The following is a 950-nucleotide window of genomic DNA, read 5'->3' as shown; positions in this document are numbered from 1 at the left end:
AGGTGCATCTTGTCGGCGTAGTAGAGTGTGACGCAGCGGGTCTGCCTCCGGATACGCTGGACAGGGTAGTCGGCGAAAGCCTTTTCGAGTTCCTTCAGGATGTCGAGCGGCTTCATCGAGCGGAAGCGGCCGCCCAGCTGCGATACCAGATCGAGGTCATATTCATCGTCCGTGCCGCGCGTGGAGATCGTCGCGTCGATCGCCATCGACCCCTGCGGGTAAAAGTGTTCGATCTGGTCCTGGAAGGCCGCCGTCCCCTCAAGATGGGTCCGCACAGCTTTTTCGCGGCCCTTGGCCTTGTCGTGCAGCGAAGGCGGGAGCTGGATGCTCAGCGCGATTTCCGCGAAGATACGGTCGAGCGGATCGTCAAACGGGTTGAGGCCGGTAAAGGCAAACTGCGTGTTCAATGTTCTTCTCCATCCCGGGACTCAGTCCCGATTGATCGTGGATCGTCATGCTGTCCTCCCTCTCTGAGCCGGTAGTGTCACGATGAACTGATTCAAAATGCCGCTACTCCGAACAAAGATGGGTAGCTTGAATGCCGCTGTCAAGGGCCATAGTGTATGCCTAGTCCGAACTTGTGAATAACGGGGAGGCTGGCAAAGCACGATGGTGAAATCGAAATGAAATTTCGTACTCGGATCAAAGACTTGCGGCTGAAGCGAGGGCTCACGCTCGATCAGCTCGCCCACCAGACCAATTCGTCGAAGAGCTACATCTGGGAACTGGAAAACAAGAATCCACCCCGCCCGTCGGCTGAAAAGCTCGCTGCCATCGCAGCGGCGTTGGGCGTAACCGTCGACTACCTCATCGGCACCGACGAGCAGACTCTGGAAAAGGCCGAGGACAAGGCTTTTTTTCGCGAATACAGTAGCCTGCCCGAAGAGACGCGACGTCAGATTCGGGAGATGGCCAAGATCCTCGGGACGAAAAAAGGCAGATGACAGAGC

Annotated in this window: 1 protein-coding gene and 1 pseudogene; one reads left to right on the top strand and one right to left on the bottom strand. The window is 57.2% G+C overall.

Features of this window, described 5'->3' with window-relative positions; all coding sequences use genetic code 11:
* Positions 1 to 407: pseudogene (locus EOA60_RS34865) on the bottom strand (nucleotidyltransferase); the annotation flags it as partial.
* Between the two features lie 216 nt (positions 408 to 623).
* Here EOA60_RS34865 and EOA60_RS34860 point away from each other — a divergent pair.
* Positions 624 to 944: a helix-turn-helix transcriptional regulator gene (locus EOA60_RS34860; protein WP_128312725.1), complete on the top strand. Its 321-nt coding sequence runs from the start codon at positions 624 to 626 to the stop codon at positions 942 to 944.
* Positions 945 to 950 lie beyond the last annotated feature (6 nt).

Origin of the sequence: Mesorhizobium sp. M1A.F.Ca.IN.020.06.1.1, assembly GCF_004023265.1 — a bacterium.
Taxonomy (GTDB): domain Bacteria; phylum Pseudomonadota; class Alphaproteobacteria; order Rhizobiales; family Rhizobiaceae; genus Mesorhizobium.
The sequence above is the reverse complement of the archived record's forward strand: the minus strand, read 5'-3'. Positions and strand labels throughout refer to the sequence as shown.